The sequence below is a fragment of the Flavobacterium sp. 9R genome, assembly GCF_902506345.1.
Taxonomy (GTDB): Bacteria; Bacteroidota; Bacteroidia; order Flavobacteriales; family Flavobacteriaceae; genus Flavobacterium.
On the sequence record NZ_LR733424.1, the window covers coordinates 1 to 1,209 of the forward strand.

Below are 1,209 nucleotides of genomic sequence, written 5' to 3' on the forward strand. Positions count from 1 at the left end.
TAGCTCCTGCTAAATGTTTTGGTGATAGCAATGCGCAAGCCACAGTAACTCCTACTGGTGGAAACGGAGACTATACTTTCCTTTGGGATAATAATGAAACTACAGCTACTGCAACTTCTCTAAATGCTGGACTACACACAGTAACAGTAACTGATAAATTAGGGTACAAAACAACTTGTTCTGTAACCATTACACAACCTGAAGCAGCTATTGCTTGTTCCGTTGTTCAAGATACTGCCGTTACTGCAAATGGTCTTTCTGATGGTAAAGCTACCGTTACCCCTACTGGTGGAAATGGTGGGTATACTTTCCTTTGGGATAATAATGAAACTACCGCTACTGCAACTTCTTTAAATGCTGGACTACACACGGTAACAGTAACCGATAGCAAAGGGTGTCAAACTACTTGTTCGGTAACCATCACACAACCTGATGTATTCGCCTGCAGCGTGCTGCAAGTAGCTCCTGCTAAATGTTTTGGTGATAGCAATGCGCAAGCCACAGTAACTCCTACTGGTGGAAACGGAGACTATACTTTCCTTTGGGATAATAATGAAACTACAGCTACTGCAACTTCTCTAAATGCTGGACTACACACAGTAACAGTAACTGATAAATTAGGGTACAAAACAACTTGTTCTGTAACCATTACACAACCTGCAGCAGCTATTGCAGCTACTTCAATCATAACAAACAATAATAACTGCGTAGGTTGTAATAGTGGAGCCATTGATATCACAGTAAATGGTGGAACTAAACCTTACCAGTTTTTATGGTCAAATGGAGCTACAACAGAAGATATAGCTAATCTTATCGCTGGAAATTATAGCGTATTAATTACTGATACTAAAGGATGTAGTGTTGAATATAATTACACAATTAATGAATCTGGAATTGAGATTACAAAAGATGGCAATTACGTAGACAGTAATAATGATGGAATTACCAATGTAGGTGATATCGTTTCGTACAATTTTGTAATAAAAAATACTGGTAACGTTACTTTAACTAATGTGACAGTTACTGATAATAATGCTATAGTAACTGGTGGTCCAATTGCAACTCTTGCTGTAGGTGCAACTGATAGCACTACCTTCTCAGCTTCACATACCATTACTCAAGATGATATCAATGCAGGATTTGTTTACAACTTGGCTTTGGTAACTGCTAAAGACCCAAATGACAAACCTGTAACTGATACTTCTTCTG

Annotated in this window: 1 protein-coding gene; it reads left to right on the forward strand. The window is 38.4% G+C overall.

Features of this window, described 5'->3' with window-relative positions; translation table 11 throughout:
• Positions 1-1,209 (forward strand): SprB repeat-containing protein (locus tag FLAVO9AF_RS15260; protein ID WP_201296312.1); only part of this gene is annotated, 1,209 nt, incomplete at both ends.